Here is a 14325-nt window from a genome sequence, read left to right on the forward strand (position 1 = left end):
GCTCAGCCGCCGAAGTGGGCCTGGCCGTCGCGTGTCACACAGCTCTTGGCGACCAGCTCGTCCTCGTAGTCGGGCGCGAGTTCGCCGTCGCGCACCAGCAGCTCGAGGAAGTTGAACACGTTGCGTGCGTACATCTCCGAAGCGTGCAGCGGCGCGCCGGCCGGCAGGTTCAGCGGGCCGAGGATGACCACCCCGCCCTGCTCCACCCGCTCGCCCGGCCGGGTCAGCTCGCAGTTGCCGCCGCCCTCGGCAGCGAGGTCGACGATCAGGGCGCTGGGCTTCATGCCCGCCACCATCGCCGCACTGATGATCTTCGGCGCCGGGCGCCCGGGTACCGCCGCCGTGGTAACGACCACGTCGATGTTCTTCAGGTGGTCGGCCAGGGCCTGCTGCTGCGCCGCGCGCTCCTCGGCCGAAAGCTCGCGCGCATAGCCGCCGCTGCCGGCCGCACTGACGCCAAGGTCGAGGAACTTGGCTCCCAGCGACTCCACCTGTTCGCGCGTTTCCGGGCGCACGTCGTAGCCCTCGGTCTGCGCGCCGAGCCGGCGGGCGGTGGCGATCGCCTGCAGGCCGGCGACACCCGCACCGATCACCAGCACTCGCGACGGACGGATGGTGCCGGCCGCCGTGGTGAGCATGGGGAAGAACTTCGGCGCCGCTTCGGCGGCGATCAGCATCGCGCGGTAGCCGGCCACGGCTGCCTGCGAACTGAGCACGTCCATCGCCTGGGCCCGCGTGGTCCGCGGCAGCAGCTCCAGCGCGAACGCGGCGAGTCGCCGCGCGCCCATCGCCGCCAGCCGTGCGGCAGCGCCGTAGGGACGCAGCTGACCGACCACCACCGACTGCTCGCGCAGCGCCGCCACTGCGGCGTCCGTCGGCGGCAGCACGCAGGCCAGCACATCGGCTTGGGCGCAGACCTCGTTCGCCGGGGCGAACGTCGCCTCCGGATAAGCCGTATCGGGGAAGCCTGCCGCAGCACCGGCGCCGTGCTCGAGCAGCACCCGCCAACCGCGGCCGTGCATCTTCTTCGCCATTTCCGGCGTGATCGCCACCCGGCGCTCGCCGGCGGCGGTTTCGCGCAATGCGGCCACGGTGATCGGCATCGTGCACTCCCCCAGGGAAAGATCCGGGCATCGTAGTCCGGCGCCAGGCGCTTGGCGACCCTGCCCGCGGATGCCGATCGGCAGGGATGAACCGGTCGCCCCGGGCGCAGTAGACTGGCCCGCCGCCGGTTGCCCGGAGGCGTCCGGCGGGGTCACCGCGGAGACCCTGATGGATCCAGACCAGCTGCCTGTCGACGAACTGCTGCAAGACGCCCGCGCCGCCCGCCTGCTTGCCTACGCCCCCTACTCGCGCTTCCGCGTCGGCGCCGTGGTGCTGACCCGCGACGGACGCCGTTTCCGCGGCTGCAACGTGGAGAACGCCGCCTACGGCCTGTGCAACTGCGCCGAACGCACTGCGTTGTTCAGCGCGATCGCCGCCGGCTGCCGCCCCGGCGACTTTGCCGGGCTGGCCGTGGTCGCCGACACCCCGGCGCCGGTCAGCCCCTGCGGCGCCTGCCGCCAGGTGATGGCCGAGCTGTGCGACCAGGCGATGCCGGTGCTGCTTGGCCATCTGGGCGAGCGCGTGCAGCGCGTCACCGTGGCCGAACTGCTGCCGGGCTCGTTCAGCCTTCCCCATGCCCCCGAGTAATGCCATGACCGATACCCCTGCCGACGCGCTCGACCTGCTGCACCGGCGCCACTCGCCGCCGTCGCGCCAGCTGGGCGAACCGGCGCCCGATCCGGCCACGCTGCATGCCCTGCTGGAGGCCGCGGTGCGCGTGCCGGACCATGGCAAGCTGGTGCCGTTCCGCCTGATCGCCCTGCGCGGGGAGCACAAGCTGCGCTTCGGCGAACGGCTGGCCTCGCGGGCGATCGCGCGCAACCCGGAACTGTCCGAGGCCAAGCGCGAAAAGGAACGTACGCGCTACACCTTCGCGCCGCTGGTGCTGGTGGTGGTCTGCCGCATCGACACCACCAGCAGCGTGCCGCCGATGGAGCAGCAGCTCAGCGCCGGCTGCGTGGCCTACAACCTGCTGCTCGGTGCACAGGCGCTCGGCTTCGGCGCGCAGTGGCTCACCGGTTGGGCTGCCTACGACAGCGAGGTCGCCGCGCTGCTGGGACTGGGCGAGCATGAACAGGTGGTCGGCTTCGTGCATATCGGCACGCTGCAGGCCGAAGTCCCCGACCGCGAGCGGCCGCCGGTGGACGACCTGCTCAGCGAATGGCGCGACCCGGTGTGAACGCGACCGCCGCCCATCCGCCGGCGCACCTGGTCGACGGCAGCCTCTACGTGTTCCGCGCCTGGCACTCGATGCCGGACGAGTTCCACGACGTCGACGGCCACCCGGTCAACGCCGTGCACGGCTATACCCGGTTCCTGTGCGAACTGCTGGAGAAGACGCGGCCGGAGCGCGTCGCGGTGGCCTTCGACGCCTCGCTCACCAGCTCGTTCCGCAACGCGATCTATCCGCCCTACAAGGCCAACCGCGAGCTGCCGCCGCCGGACCTGGAGCATCAGTTCGTACTGTGCCGCGAAGTGACCGCGGCGCTGGGCGTGACAGTGCTGATCGACCACAGCTTCGAGGCCGACGACCTGATCGGCAGCGCCCTGTGGCACCTGCGCGGCCACGGCATTTCCAGCGTGATCGTGTCGGCCGACAAGGATTTCGGCCAGTTGCTCGGCGAGCACGACCGGCAATGGGACTTCGCCCGCAACCTGCGCTGGGGCCCCGAGGGCGTGCACGAGAAACTGGGCGTGCTTCCGAACCAGGTGGCCGATTACCTGGCGCTGTGCGGCGACGCGGTGGACAACATCCCCGGCGTGCCCGGCGTGGGCGCGAAGACCGCCGCCGCGCTGCTGGCCCACTTCGGCAGCCTCGATGCGCTGCTGGATCGGGTCGACGAGGTGGCGTTCCTGCGCCTGCGCGGCGCCGCCAGCTGTGCCGCCCGCCTGCGCGAACACGGCGAGATGGCACGGCTGTACCGCCGGCTGACCCGCATCGCACTGGACGCACCGGTGACCGACCACGTGGATGGTCTGCGCCGCGCACCGGTCGATACAACCACGCTCGACGCCCTGTGCGAGCGCCTGCGCTTCGGCCCGCTGACCCGCTCCCGATTGCGCGCGCTGGCCGACTGAGCCGGCCCGGTTGTCGTTGTCATGACGCCGCGCCACCATGCGCGGATCGCCCCGACGACGGAAAGCCACGCATGAACGACACGGCAGGCCGCACCCCCGAAGACGCGCACGCCCCAGTGGAAACCCTGTACCAGGGCCGCTGGCTGACCCTGCGCCAGCGCGGTCGCTGGGAGTACGTGGAGCGCAACAACCCCGGTGGTGCGGTGATCATCCTGGCGGTGACACCCGAGGACCGGGTGTTGTTCGTCGAGCAATACCGGGTGCCGATCCTGCAGCGGACCATCGAGATGCCGGCCGGCCTGGTCGGCGATCTGGCCGAACAGGCCGACGAAGGCGCGCTGATCGCCGCCGCGCGCGAGCTGGAGGAAGAGACCGGCTACCGCTGCGGCCGCATGGAGTTCATCCACGAGGGGCCGTCGTCCTCCGGCATGAGCACCGAGATGATCGCCTTCGCGCGCGCCTGGGAGCTGGAAAAGGTCGGCCCCGGAGGCGGCGACGAGAGCGAGGACATCACCGTCCACGAGGTGCCCAGGGCCGAGGCCGGCACCTGGCTGTTCGCCCGGGCGGCCGAAGGCTATTCGATCGACCCCAAGCTGTTCGCCGGCCTGTGGTTCCTGGAACATGGCGGGCAGGCCGAACACATCACACGGAAAATGTGATTCGCATCACACAAGTTGCGCGATGGAGGCTAAAGATTTCCCGCGTAGCGCCGATTCCCTCAGCAACTGTCTCCATCCATCCCCGAGGGAATCCTGCTCATGAAGACCCTGCTCGCCTCCGCCGTGCTGCTGCTGGCCCCGCTGGCTGCCCATGCCGCCTGCGCGCCGACCGATTTCGCCATCCAGGACTTCAAGGTCGCCGCCTCCGGCGCCGGGATGGGTACCCGCATGATGATGAAGGGCCAGGTGGTCAACCACTGCGCCGAGCCGGCTGCCGCCCAGATCACCATCGCCGCGAAGGATGCCAACGGCAACGTGATCCAGGAGAAGAAGGGCTGGCCGGCCGGCACCACCAACATCGCCCCGGGCCAGTCGGTCGATTTCGACCTGGGCCGCCTGTTCCGCTACTCCTCCGACATGGCCACCTACACGGTGAGCATCGCCTCGGTGCGCACCTGGTAAGACGATCCCGCCAGACCCACTGCCGGAAAACGGGGGCCTCAGGCCCCCGTTTTCTTTGTGCGGAAGGCGACCCGGCCATGTGACGGGTCCAGGCACACCACGTGGCTGGCGAAGAAGCCGGTGCCCAGCACCGCATCCACGTCCGGCGCCGGGAACTGGCGCATCATGAATGCCTGCGGGCCGGCCGGCTGGCCGGCCACGTCGAAGCGCTGGAAGGTAAAGCGGCGCAGCAGGTCGGCATCCTTGTCCCGGCCGGCGATCGCTGAAGGCCGCAGCACGTCGGCGGCGGCTCCGGTGTCCCACTGCACCCGCAGCGACCCGTGCCCGGTCTGCACCTCGGACACCATCACGCCATTCTCCAGGCGCAGCGGACCACCGGCGTTGCCGCACTCGGCGTCGAAGACGCCTTCGGCCGACGCCGGGTAGAGCCGCAGCTCGCCGCCCGCCTCGTCGAACACCATCTGGTAGCGATGCAGCAGGCCGAAGCCGATCAGGCCGTCCTGCGGGTAACCCGCCTTGCCGGTGTCTCCCACCAGTTCGTTGCCGTCGAACTGCGTCGCCGTGAGCGCGCCGGCCTCCAGATCTGCGGCGCGGAAGATGCGCGACGTGAAGACATGCCCGTCGGCATCGCGCCACGATTCGCTGTCGCCAGTGAACTTCACCGGCAGGCGCGCCAGAACGGCAGTCTTCAGGCCCACGACCTGGTAGTTGCCCACATCGATGAACAGCGTGACCGGCTTGCCGCCGATGGTCGCCGGGGTGGTCGGCAGGCCGGCCTGCAGGTGCAGCGGCACGCGCATCGGCTGCAGTGCGCCCGCGGCAGCCGGTGCCGCCGGAAAAGCAAAGGCCAGCACCAGGCTGGCCCGAATGATGGAACGTCGCATCGTGTTCCTCCCTGGACGCGCGTCGCCGGGCGGCAGGCCTTCCCTGCCCCGACCGCGAAGTCCCGGCACGATGCCAGAACCGGCCCGGCGCCACCAGCGCCGGGACCGTCTCAATGCAATACGAACAGCTTGTCGAAGCCGGCCACCTTGAAGGTGTTGCGCTGCTCGCTGCCGGCATTGACGATGCGGATCTCCGCCTTGTCGGAACCGGCGTGCTCGCGCAGCAGCAGCAGCATGCCCAGCGCGGAGCTGTCCATGCTGGTGACGTCGCTCATGTCGACGATATAGCTGCGCGCGCGCACTTGGGCACCCAGGCAGGCGTCGTGGAAATCGCGGTGCACGGAGAAGTCGAAGCGCTCGCCCAGCTGCAGGGTCAGGCTGTCGTTCTCGCTGTCGTGGTGGACGGTCAGGCTCATGGCTATTACCTCAGAACAGTTCGATTTCGCCGGCATCCATCGAGCTCTGCAGCGCCGGTCCGCGCGCACGCAGGCGGGCCTTTTCGCGCTGGATCGCCAGCCGGCTGCGCACCTGCTCGGCGCGCTGGGCGATCGCATCGTCCTCCACGCCGCCGCAGGCCAGGTCCTCGATGTCGCGGGTGCTGTCGGAGATCACCTCCTGCAGCTCGACCAGGCGGGTGCGGGTCTGGTTGATCAGCTGGCTGAGGATGTCCTCGAACTGCAGCGAGCGGATCGTGGTGGACACGTCGCTGCCCAGCCCACGGTTGATCTCCACCACCTGGTCGGCCACCGCGCTGGTGCGCGCGTCGGACTCGGTGACGTGGCTCATCATCGCGTCGATGCCGCCCTTGGCGGACAGCGCCACGTTGAGGTCCTGCGAGGCCATCGTGCCGACCAGGCCGCGCAGCTGCTCCATCGCGCCGCGGGCGCGCTCGACGTGGCTGCCGATCTGGTCATTGAACTGATTGGAGTGGCTGGCCAGGTTGCGGATCTCGCCGGCGACCACCGCGAAGCCGCGACCGGCCTCGCCAGCACGCGCCGCCTCGATCGAGGCGTTCAGTGCCAGCAGGTTGGTTTCCTCGGCGATGGTGTTGACGTTCTTCAGCAGACCGAACACCGCGTCCATCTCCTTGGCCATGCCGTCGATGCGGTAGACGATGCGCAGGCTCTCGCGCGACATCTGCACGATCATGCCGACGAAGTGCTCCAGCAGGTCGGAGGTGCGACCGGCGAAGTCCTGCACCGACACCTCGCCGTTCTGTACGTCGATGATCTGCTTGAGCAGCGACTGCTGCTGGCCGGTCTTGCGCGACAGGCCATCGAAGCCGCCGCCGAGCTCCAGCACCGCGTCGCGCAGCAGGTCCATCGCCTGGTGCAGCTCGCGGGTGGCGTGGCCGAGCTCGTCGACGAGCGCGCTGCGCACGTCTTCCAGTGCCTCACGCACCGGCTCGACGTGGGCCGGCGACGTAGCCTCCACCTCCGGTGCCGGCGGCACGCGACGGCTCTCGACAATCCACACCGCGGTGAGCAGTACCACCAGCAGCGGCGCGAGCCAGGCCGGATGCCAGAACAGGCTGACCAGCAGAGCCACGATGCTGGCCGGCAGGCCAACGGCGAGGCGCGAATGGAAGAAGCGGAGGATGGCTTGCATGGGATTGGGCTCGATCATGCGCCGACGGCGCTCTTGAGGGGTTGGCGCGCCATCTGCAGCAGGCGCGCGGCGATTTCGTCCAGCGGCAGCGCCTCGCGCGCCGCACCGAGTTTCCAGGCGGCGCCGGGCATGCCCCACACCACCGAGGTCGCCTCGTCCTGCACCAGGGTGCGGGCGCCGGCCTGGCTCAGTTCCAGCAGGCCGCGCGCGCCGTCGTCGCCCATGCCGGTGAGCAGGGCCGCCACCGTGGCCGCGCCGGCGCTGGCCGCCATCGAGCGGAACAGCACATCGACGCTGGGCTTGTGCCGGTTCACCGGCGGGCCGTCGTGCAGGCGGCAGACATATTTGGCGCCGTCCCACATCACCAGCAGATGCTGGCCGCCGGGCGCGATGTAGGCGTGGCCGGGCTGGATCGGCTGGCCATCCTGGGCTTCGCACACGCGCATCGCCGAGCAATGGTCCATGCGGGTCGCGAAGGGGCCGCTGAAGGCCGCCGGAATATGCTGGGTGATCAGTACCGGCGGCGCATCCGGCGGCATCTGCTCCAGCACCACGCGGATCGCCTCGGTGCCGCCGGTGGAGGCGCCGATCGCGATCAGCGGGCTGCCGCCACGGGTACCGGCGCCCTGGGCGCGCGGCAGCACCGCATCGGCCGAGAGCCGCGGCGGAACGTCCAGCTTGCGTACTTCGGTGCGCACGCGCGGCTTGGCGCCGGCGGCGGCGATCACCTTGGCGCAGATCTCCTGCGCCCCGTCGGAGAACGTGCTGGCCAGGTCGCTGTTCGGCTTGGTGAAGAAGTCCACCGCGCCCAGCTCCAGCGCGCGCAGCGTCACCTCGGCGCCCTGCTCGGTCAGCGAGGACACCATCACCACCGGCATCGGCCGCAGCCGCATCAGGTTCTCGAGGAAGGTGATGCCGTCCATGCGCGGCATCTCCACGTCCAGCGTGAGCACGTCGGGGTTGAGCTGCTTGATCTTCTCGCGCGCGATCAGCGGGTCCGGCGCGGTGCCGACCACCTCGATGCGCGGATCGCTCGAGAGCATGGTCGACATCAGCTTCCGCACCAGCGCGGAATCATCGACCACCAGGACTCGCACTTTTTCCATTGCCCGTTCTCTCTCGACTTTGTCTCGTCTGCGCCGCGACTGCGGCCGACCGATCGGCTGCTCCGGCGCCATCGGCGCCACACCGGGACCCCGCAGGGATCCCCGCTCAGAACAGCTCGACCTCTCCCTTTATCGGATCGTTTGCCAACTGCTTGAGGTACTGCTTCTCGCGATCGACCAGGGCCGCCTCGTCGCGACCGCGCATCTGGCGCACGCGTGCCTTGCCGGTGGTCGGGAAGAACTGCACCTGGCGCGGATAGATGTCGCCCAGGTCGGACGCCGCCACCGGCAGTCCCTCGGTTTCCAGGTAGCGCTTGACGAAGGCGATGTTGCGCTGGCCCACGTCGGTCATCTGGGTCAGCACCTTGCCGCCGCCGAAGATCTTGATTTCCCAGTCCTCGCGCCGGCCACCCGCCTTCAGCAGGGCGTTGATCAGGTGCTCCATCGCGTCGTTGCCGTAGCGCGCGGCGCGGCCGACGGTGGCCGACCAGCTGTCGCGCTCGGCGCTGCGCTCGCCGGTGGGCTCGGGCAGCATGAAGTGGTTCATGCCACCCAGCCGCAGTCGTCGGTCGTAGATGCAGGCCGATACGCACGAGCCGAGCACGGTGGAGATCATCTCGTCCTGCCGGCTGATGTAGTACTCGCCTGGCAGCACCTTCACGTTGTAGCGCGACAGCGACGGGTCCCAGAACCGGCGCATGTGCTCGAAGCCCGGCATGACCCGGCCGGGGTCGAAATGACTCAGTGCGGGAACGACGGTGGCAACCTGGGCGACAGCGCTCATGTGCGCTTCCTGTAGACGGTGCGTCCGATCAGTTCGAAATCGTTGCTCAGTCCGTGCATCGACTCGGAATGGCCCAGGAACAGGTAGCCGCCGGACGGCAACATGCGTGCGTACCGGGCGAACAGCTTTTCCTTGGTCGGCTTGTCGAAATAGATGACCACGTTGCGGCAGAAGATCGCGTCGAACGGACCCTGCATCGGCCAGTCGTGCAACAGGTTCAGCGGCAGGATGGTGACCAGCTCGCGCAGGCGCGGATGCACCGAGGCCAGCCCGTCGTACTCGCCCTGCCCGCGCAGGAACCAGCGCTTGCGGCGCTCGTCGCTGACCCCGCCCAGACGGTCGAAGGCGTACACGCCGCGGCGTGCCTGCTCCAGCGCCTGCGGCGACAGGTCGGTGGCGAGGATCTTCGCGTCGATCTTGGCGCCGGTGCGCTCGAGCGCCTCGGCCAGCACCATGGCGATGGCGTAGGGTTCCTCGCCGGTGGAGCAGCCGGCGGACCAGATCCGCAGGCGTCCGCCGTCGCGACGCTTCTGCTCGATCCACTCCGGCAGCAGCTTCTCGATCAGCAGGTCGTAGTGATGCATCTCGCGGAAGAACGCGGTGACGTTGGTGCTGATCGCGCTGGCCAGCTCACCCAGCTCGGAGGCCGGGTCGTGCTTGAGCAGCTCGCAGTACTCGCTGAAATCGCGCAGTCGCAGGGCGCGCAGGCGCCGCTGCAGGCGGCCCTGCACCAGTTGCCGCTTCTGGTCGCTCAGTGCGATGCCGCACTGGTCGTAGACGAACTGGCGCAGGAAGGCGAACTCGGTGTCCTGCAGCGTCGGCCCATTCAGGCCCGCCGCCGAGGAACCCGCCGAGGCGACGCGATCATCGGTCATGACGGGCGCGGCCATGGCTCAGAACTCCTTCCAGGCGCCGGAATCGACCGCCTCGGTCGAGCGCGGGGCAGCCTTCGGGGCGGCCGGCTGGGCCGGGGTGCTGCGCACTGCGGCGAACACCGCCTCGGCCTCGGCCGCCACGGCCTTGGCGCGGGTGGTCACCGACGGCGCCACCTGGCTGACCGACTCGTCGAGCTGGAAGAAGCCCACCTGCTGCGACAGCTCGCCGGCCTGCTCCTGCATGGCGCGGGCAGCGGCGGCGGCCTGCTCCACCAGCGCGGCGTTCTGCTGGGTCATCTCGTCCATCTGCATCACGGCGTGGTTCACCTGGTCGATGCCGGCGGACTGCTCGGCGCTGGCCGCCGCGATCTCGGCGACGATGTCGGTCACCTTCTTCACGCTGTCGACGATCTCGGCCAGCGACTTGCCGGTCTGGTCGACCAGCGTGGTGCCGTTGTGCACCTTCTCGGCGCTGTCCTTGATCAGGCCCTTGATCTCCTTGGCCGCATTCGCGCTGCGCTGGGCCAGGTTGCGCACCTCGGTGGCCACCACCGCGAAGCCGCGGCCCTGCTCGCCGGCGCGGGCCGCCTCGACGGCCGCATTCAGCGCCAGCAGATTGGTCTGGAACGCGATCTCGTCGATCAGGCTGACGATGTCGGAGATCTTGCGGCTGGACTCGTTGATCGCCTTCATCGCGACCACCGCCTGGGTCACCACCTCGCCGCCGCGCTCGGCCTGTTCGCGGGCACCGCGGGCCAGCTGGTTGGCGTGGCTGGCGTTCTCGGCGTTCTGCTTCACGGTGGAGGTCATCTCCTCCATCGACGAGGCGGTCTCCTCCAGCGAGGAGGCCTGCTCCTGGGTGCGCTGGCTGAGGTCGTCGTTGCCGCGGGCGATCTGCTGCGCGGCCGTGCTCACCTCGCCCGAACCGCTGCGCACCTCGCTGACGATCGAGGACAGGCGCAGGTCCATCGTGCGGAACGCGTCGAGCAGTTCGCCCAGCTCGTCCTTACGGTTGACCTGGATGTCGTGGCCCAGCTTGCCCTGCGCGATCTCGCGGGCGATCTTGCCGGCGTAGGCCAGGGTGCCGATGATCGAGCGGCTCAGCGCCAGTGCCAGGAACAGGGCGAACGCCATGCCCAGGCCCAGTGCCACCAGGCTGAAGGCCCGCACCACCTTCACGCGGGAAATCTGCGCCTCGTAGATGCCCTGGGCCTCGCTGCGCTGCAGGTCGATCAGCTTGCTGAGCTGTTCCTGGCGGTCCATCAGGAACGGACGCACCTCCATGTCCAGCACGTCGCCGGCGCCGGTATCGCCGTGGTTGAGCGCATCGATGATGTCCTTGATGCCGCTCTGGTAGTCCGAATCGCTGGATTTGTACTTGGCGTACTGCTTCTTGATCGCGTCGCTCTTGGGCACCGCATCGAACGCCTTTTCGTCGGCGGCAATCTGCTCCGCCTCCTTCTGGTAGTCCGCGATCTTCTGCTTGACCTGGTCCGGCTTGGCTACGCTGCTCACCGCCTCACCCAGCGTCACGAACGACAGCAGCGAATGACGGTTGAGCGAACTGATCACGTTGGCCGGAATCAACTCTTCCTGGTACGTGCGACGCAGCGCCTCGTTCTGCAGCTGCATCGAACCGAAGCCGATGACGGCGCCGATGACCAGCATCAGCATCAGCAGGCCGAGCACCAGCCGCAGGCGCCAGCGCAGGTTGAGGGAAGGGAGCTTGAACGAGAGCTTGGGCAGTTTCATGGAATTTCCTGTCAGGCAACGGCTTTGACTTCAGCGGCCGGAGGAAGCGCGGCCTCGAGCATCTGCGCGTCCTGCGGTTGCAGCAGCTTGTCCACGTCCAGGAGCAGCACCATGCGGTCCTCGACCGCGGTGAGGCCCTTGAGGTACTCGGTGTCCACGGTGGTGCCCATGTCGGGCACCGGGCGCAGCTCGGAGGTCTTCACGTCCAGCACGTCGGACACGGCGTCGACCACCACGCCGAAGTTGCGCCCGCTCACGGCGACGATCACGGTCACCGTATTGGGGGTGTACTCCTCGCGCGGCAGGCCGAAGCGCAGGCGCATGTCGATCACCGGCACGATCGCACCGCGCAGGTTGAGCACGCCCAGCACGTAGGGCGGCGCCTGGGGAATGCGCGTGACCGGCGTCCAGCCGCGGATCTCGCGCACGGCGAGGATGTCCACGCCGTATTCCTCCTGCGCGAGGTTCAGGGTGAGGTATTGCGACGTCGGGGCGTCGTGGGATGCAGCGTCAGACATGGAAGGACCTCGTGCGGGGGAGCGCGCAGGGCGCTTGGCGCTTGTTGCTATCAGGGAGCAGATCGGCCGCAGGGCGAGGAACTTGAGTGGCCGCGAGCGGCCACTCGAGACAGCAAAATCAGGCCGCGCGGGCCCGATCGGCCGCGATCGCAGCATCCACCGCCGCACGGTCGGCGGGCGCGACCAGCTGGTCGACATCGAGCATCAGCACCATCCGGTCGGCGGCCGCCGCGGCGCCGCGCAGCCACGCCAGGTCGGCGCGGGCATCCGGCCCCTCGGTCGTGCCCGGCTCGTCGGGAATGCCCAGGTCGACCACATCGGCCACCGCGTCGGCACGCACCACCAGCGGGCGCTTGCCGCGCTCGAGCAGCACGTGCACCGACGGCGCGCCGGCGTGCGCCTGCGGCATGTCGAGCCGGCGACGCAGATCGACCACGGGTGCGGCCACGCCAGGCTGGTCGAGTCGACCGACGACGTAGGGCGGCACGCCCTCCAGCGCCACGCTGGCGCAGCTGCCACGGATCTCCTTCACCGCACCCAGCGGCACGGCGTACAGGTCGTCGCCCAGGATCAGGGTGAGGTACCGGGTGCGCAGGGTGTCGGGGGTGTCGCTCATGAGCTGTCCTCCTTGGGGCCGAAAAGCGGCACCGCCGGACCCGGCCGGCGGTGCTTGAAGCGGATTCAGAATTCCTGCCAGGCGCCGGCGGCGACCGGCTGCGTGACCGGTGCCCGGGGTGCCGCGGGCACCCGGGCCGCCCGTGTCACCGGCGGAGCCGGTGCCCGGGCGGGGATGTCCTCCCGCATCGCCGGGACGTCGGCCTCGCGGGTGCGGAAGTAACGCATCTGCTCGGCCAGCACGGCTGACTGTTCCTGCATCGCGCGCGCCGCGGCGGAGGCCTCCTCCACCAGTGCCGCATTCTGCTGGGTCACCTCGTCCATCTGCGTCACCGCGTGATTCACCTGGTCGATGCCGGTGGACTGCTCCTGTGCCGCCGCGGCGATCTCCGCCACGATGTCGGTCACCCGCTTCACGCTGCCGATGATCTCGCCCAGCGCCGCCGCCGATTCGTCCACCAGCGTGCTGCCGGCCTGCACCTTGTCCACCGTGGTGTTGATCAGCGTCTTGATGTCCTTCGCCGCCGCCGCGCTACGCTGGGCCAGATTGCGCACCTCGGTGGCGACCACCGCGAAGCCGCGGCCCTGCTCGCCGGCACGCGCGGCCTCGACCGCCGCGTTCAGCGCCAGCAGGTTGGTCTGGAAGGCCACCTCGTCGATCAGCTGCACGATGTCGGTGATCTGCCGGCTGGCCGCCTCGATCTCGCGCATCGCCTCGCTGGCCCGGCCGGCCACTTCGCCGCCGTGCTCGGCCTGCTTGCGGGCACTGGCTGCCAGTTGGTTGGCGTGGCTGGCGTTCTCCGCGCTCTGCTTCACGGTGGAGGTCATCTCCTCCATCGAAGCGGCGGTCTCCTCCAGCGAGGAAGCCTGTTCCTGCGTGCGCTGGCTCAGGTCGTCGTTGCCGCTGGCGATCTGCTGCGCGGCGGTGGACACCACCTGCGAGCCGCGCTGCACCTCGTGCACGATGCCAGTGAGCTTGTCGCGCATGCGCTGCAGTGCGCCGAGCAGGCTGTCGGCGCCGAACGCCGGCTCGTCCGCCGGTCGCCGCAGGTCGCCATCGGCGATCCGCGAGGCCATCGCCACCGCGAAGCGCGGCTCGCCGCCGATGTTGTTGCGGATCGAGCGCATCGACTGCCACACCACCAGGATCACCAGCAGGCCGATGATGCCGGCGCGCAGCAGCTGCGACTCCAGGTTCGCGCGGTACGCCGCGTCGATATTCACGTAGTAAGCACCGGTACCGAAGTGCAGGTCCCACGGCTTGTACCAGACGGTGTAGCTGATCTTGGGCGCCTGCTCCTTCGTGTCGGGCAGCGGCCACACATACTCGGTCAGGCCCGCGCCGCTCTTCTGGTCCACTGCCAGCATGGCCTGGAACAGCTTTTTGCCATCCGGATCGGTCTTGCCACCCACGTCCTGACCGACGAGGGCCGGCGATACCGGGTGCATCCGCATGAACAGCTTGGAGTCGAACGCAAACAGGTAACCGGTGCCGTTGTCCCAGCGCATCGCCTGGATGGCGGCCAACGCACGCTTTCGCGCCTCGGCATCGTCGAACTCACCCGCGGCGGCACGCTTGTGGAAGCTGTCCGCCACCGCAACCGCACTCGCCACGTGATTGGCCAGGTCCACTTCCAGCGAGGCCATCTGTTGCTTGCGGATTTCCATCGCCGTGACGACCGTCAACGCGGCCAAACCGGCGATCACCAGGACGATCACCAGCCAGACCCGCGCATTGAGGCTCAGGCGGTCGAGAAAATGGGAAAGCTTACGCATTGTGTCCACCAGCGGTTTTCATGAGCGGGGTGATGCGCATACCCCGGGTGTTCCTTGCGCACGCAAGACCGGACCGAGCCGGTTGCCGTCGTTTTCCGACGAC

General features: G+C 69.2%; 16 protein-coding genes. 5 read left to right on the forward strand and 11 right to left on the reverse strand.

The annotated features are described in order from the left end of the window. Window positions 1–2: 2 nt before the first annotated feature. Complete coding sequence (locus tag ATSB10_RS09630) at window positions 3–1103, reverse strand: NAD(P) transhydrogenase subunit alpha (protein WP_063672385.1); 1101 nt, start codon at window positions 1101–1103, stop codon at window positions 3–5. A 169-nt stretch (window positions 1104–1272) separates the two neighbouring features. On the opposite strand from ATSB10_RS09630, the gene cdd reads away from it, so the two are divergent. From cdd to ATSB10_RS09655, 5 genes are all read left to right on the forward strand, one after another. Beyond that, window positions 1273–1692 (forward strand): cytidine deaminase, encoded by a 420-nt coding sequence (cdd, locus tag ATSB10_RS09635; RefSeq protein WP_063672386.1) that lies wholly within the window; start codon window positions 1273–1275, stop codon window positions 1690–1692. A gap of 4 nt (window positions 1693–1696) precedes the next feature. Continuing rightward, entirely contained in the window at window positions 1697–2284 is a 588-nt protein-coding gene (locus ATSB10_RS09640; RefSeq protein ID WP_063672387.1) for a nitroreductase family protein, read from the forward strand. Beyond that, complete coding sequence (locus ATSB10_RS09645) at window positions 2266–3183, forward strand: 5'-3' exonuclease (protein ID WP_063672388.1); 918 nt, start codon at window positions 2266–2268, stop codon at window positions 3181–3183. The genes ATSB10_RS09640 and ATSB10_RS09645 overlap by 19 nt, the downstream gene beginning before the upstream one ends. A 71-nt stretch (window positions 3184–3254) precedes the next feature. Beyond that, entirely contained in the window at window positions 3255–3842 is a 588-nt protein-coding gene (locus ATSB10_RS09650; protein ID WP_063672389.1) for an NUDIX hydrolase, read from the forward strand. Between the two features lie 99 nt (window positions 3843–3941). Continuing rightward, window positions 3942–4304 carry a hypothetical protein gene (locus ATSB10_RS09655; RefSeq protein WP_017463772.1) on the forward strand — a complete coding sequence of 121 codons (363 nt, stop codon included), beginning with the start codon at window positions 3942–3944 and terminating at the stop codon, window positions 4302–4304. 38 nt (window positions 4305–4342) lie between these two features. Here ATSB10_RS09655 and ATSB10_RS09660 read toward each other — a convergent pair whose 3' ends face one another. From ATSB10_RS09660 to ATSB10_RS09705, 10 genes are all read right to left on the reverse strand, one after another. Further along, on the reverse strand, window positions 4343–5188 hold the full coding sequence (locus ATSB10_RS09660) for a hypothetical protein (RefSeq protein ID WP_063672390.1): 846 nt from the start codon (window positions 5186–5188) through the stop codon (window positions 4343–4345). 110 nt (window positions 5189–5298) lie between these two features. Beyond that, window positions 5299–5604, reverse strand: a complete 306-nt coding sequence (locus tag ATSB10_RS09665; RefSeq protein ID WP_063672391.1) for an STAS domain-containing protein — start codon at window positions 5602–5604, stop codon at window positions 5299–5301. Between the two features lie 10 nt (window positions 5605–5614). After that, window positions 5615–6796 carry a methyl-accepting chemotaxis protein gene (locus tag ATSB10_RS09670; protein WP_063674424.1) on the reverse strand — a complete coding sequence of 394 codons (1182 nt, stop codon included), beginning with the start codon at window positions 6794–6796 and terminating at the stop codon, window positions 5615–5617. Window positions 6797–6810: 14 nt separating this feature from the next. Continuing rightward, on the reverse strand, window positions 6811–7902 hold the full coding sequence (locus tag ATSB10_RS09675) for a protein-glutamate methylesterase/protein-glutamine glutaminase (RefSeq protein WP_063672392.1): 1092 nt from the start codon (window positions 7900–7902) through the stop codon (window positions 6811–6813). Between the two features lie 106 nt (window positions 7903–8008). Further along, on the reverse strand, window positions 8009–8686 hold the full coding sequence (gene cheD / locus ATSB10_RS09680) for a chemoreceptor glutamine deamidase CheD (RefSeq protein ID WP_083966160.1): 678 nt from the start codon (window positions 8684–8686) through the stop codon (window positions 8009–8011). Beyond that, window positions 8683–9576: a CheR family methyltransferase gene (locus ATSB10_RS09685; protein ID WP_063672393.1), complete on the reverse strand. Its 894-nt coding sequence runs from the start codon at window positions 9574–9576 to the stop codon at window positions 8683–8685. The genes cheD and ATSB10_RS09685 overlap by 4 nt, the downstream gene beginning before the upstream one ends. A gap of 3 nt (window positions 9577–9579) precedes the next feature. Further along, complete coding sequence (locus ATSB10_RS09690; protein ID WP_063672394.1) at window positions 9580–11313, reverse strand: methyl-accepting chemotaxis protein; 1734 nt, start codon at window positions 11311–11313, stop codon at window positions 9580–9582. Window positions 11314–11324: 11 nt separating this feature from the next. Then, on the reverse strand, window positions 11325–11831 hold the full coding sequence (locus tag ATSB10_RS09695) for a chemotaxis protein CheW (RefSeq protein ID WP_063672395.1): 507 nt from the start codon (window positions 11829–11831) through the stop codon (window positions 11325–11327). A gap of 118 nt (window positions 11832–11949) precedes the next feature. Beyond that, window positions 11950–12447 carry a chemotaxis protein CheW gene (locus ATSB10_RS09700; RefSeq protein WP_063672397.1) on the reverse strand — a complete coding sequence of 166 codons (498 nt, stop codon included), beginning with the start codon at window positions 12445–12447 and terminating at the stop codon, window positions 11950–11952. Window positions 12448–12512: 65 nt separating this feature from the next. Then, on the reverse strand, window positions 12513–14222 hold the full coding sequence (locus tag ATSB10_RS09705) for a methyl-accepting chemotaxis protein (RefSeq protein ID WP_063672399.1): 1710 nt from the start codon (window positions 14220–14222) through the stop codon (window positions 12513–12515). Window positions 14223–14325 lie beyond the last annotated feature (103 nt).

The organism is Dyella thiooxydans, assembly GCF_001641285.1.
In the GTDB taxonomy this organism is placed as follows: Bacteria; Pseudomonadota; Gammaproteobacteria; order Xanthomonadales; family Rhodanobacteraceae; genus Dyella_A; species Dyella_A thiooxydans.

What these genes read in the sequence shown, in the direction of transcription:
- ATSB10_RS09630 (WP_063672385.1), bottom strand. Translation starts at nt 1,103, where the DNA reads ATGCCGATCACCGTGGCCGCATTGCGCGAAACCGCCGCCGGCGAGCGC.
- cdd (WP_063672386.1), top strand. Translation starts at nt 1,273, where the DNA reads ATGGATCCAGACCAGCTGCCTGTCGACGAACTGCTGCAAGACGCCCGC.
- ATSB10_RS09640 (WP_063672387.1), top strand. Translation starts at nt 1,697, where the DNA reads ATGACCGATACCCCTGCCGACGCGCTCGACCTGCTGCACCGGCGCCAC.
- ATSB10_RS09645 (WP_063672388.1), top strand. Translation starts at nt 2,266, where the DNA reads ATGGCGCGACCCGGTGTGAACGCGACCGCCGCCCATCCGCCGGCGCAC.
- ATSB10_RS09650 (WP_063672389.1), top strand. Translation starts at nt 3,255, where the DNA reads ATGAACGACACGGCAGGCCGCACCCCCGAAGACGCGCACGCCCCAGTG.
- ATSB10_RS09655 (WP_017463772.1), top strand. Translation starts at nt 3,942, where the DNA reads ATGAAGACCCTGCTCGCCTCCGCCGTGCTGCTGCTGGCCCCGCTGGCT.
- ATSB10_RS09660 (WP_063672390.1), bottom strand. Translation starts at nt 5,188, where the DNA reads ATGCGACGTTCCATCATTCGGGCCAGCCTGGTGCTGGCCTTTGCTTTT.
- ATSB10_RS09665 (WP_063672391.1), bottom strand. Translation starts at nt 5,604, where the DNA reads ATGAGCCTGACCGTCCACCACGACAGCGAGAACGACAGCCTGACCCTG.
- ATSB10_RS09670 (WP_063674424.1), bottom strand. Translation starts at nt 6,796, where the DNA reads ATGCAAGCCATCCTCCGCTTCTTCCATTCGCGCCTCGCCGTTGGCCTG.
- ATSB10_RS09675 (WP_063672392.1), bottom strand. Translation starts at nt 7,902, where the DNA reads ATGGAAAAAGTGCGAGTCCTGGTGGTCGATGATTCCGCGCTGGTGCGG.
- cheD (WP_083966160.1), bottom strand. Translation starts at nt 8,686, where the DNA reads ATGAGCGCTGTCGCCCAGGTTGCCACCGTCGTTCCCGCACTGAGTCAT.
- ATSB10_RS09685 (WP_063672393.1), bottom strand. Translation starts at nt 9,576, where the DNA reads ATGGCCGCGCCCGTCATGACCGATGATCGCGTCGCCTCGGCGGGTTCC.
- ATSB10_RS09690 (WP_063672394.1), bottom strand. Translation starts at nt 11,313, where the DNA reads ATGAAACTGCCCAAGCTCTCGTTCAAGCTCCCTTCCCTCAACCTGCGC.
- ATSB10_RS09695 (WP_063672395.1), bottom strand. Translation starts at nt 11,831, where the DNA reads ATGTCTGACGCTGCATCCCACGACGCCCCGACGTCGCAATACCTCACC.
- ATSB10_RS09700 (WP_063672397.1), bottom strand. Translation starts at nt 12,447, where the DNA reads ATGAGCGACACCCCCGACACCCTGCGCACCCGGTACCTCACCCTGATC.
- ATSB10_RS09705 (WP_063672399.1), bottom strand. Translation starts at nt 14,222, where the DNA reads ATGCGTAAGCTTTCCCATTTTCTCGACCGCCTGAGCCTCAATGCGCGG.